Genomic DNA, 359 nt, shown 5'->3' on the forward strand with positions numbered 1-359 from the left:
GCGGAGCACCGCCCACCGTCGATACAAAATAGCTGTTTGTCCAGAGAGTCGGCATTTTCGTTTTAAGATAGGGAAATTCCTGTCTTAAAATTCTGGACGTATAGCCTTTAAATGACTTTACAGCTTTGTGGATGCCAAACTGAGGATCTACTTCCAAAAGCATATGAACATGATCTGGCATGATCTCCATTTCCAGAATGTCTACAGAAAGATTTGCAGCATACTCTGTGAGCAGCTCCTTCAGCCGGACGTCCACACCATTAATTAATACTTTTCGTCTATACTTTGGACACCATACTACATGGTATTTACAGGAATAGACGACATTGTTGTTTGATTTATATGTTGTGTTCATATTT

1 protein-coding gene is annotated in these 359 nt (G+C 40.1%); it reads right to left on the bottom strand.

Annotated features, from left to right (window positions below; translation table 11 throughout):
- Window positions 1-355: IS200/IS605 family transposase (gene tnpA / locus LI091_RS18430; protein ID WP_265191457.1), on the bottom strand; the 355-nt coding region annotated here is incomplete at its 3' end.
- Window positions 356-359 lie beyond the last annotated feature (4 nt).

The organism is Blautia sp. MSK20_18 (genome assembly GCF_020553125.1).
In the GTDB taxonomy this organism is placed as follows: Bacteria; Bacillota; Clostridia; order Lachnospirales; family Lachnospiraceae; genus Blautia_A; species Blautia_A fusiformis.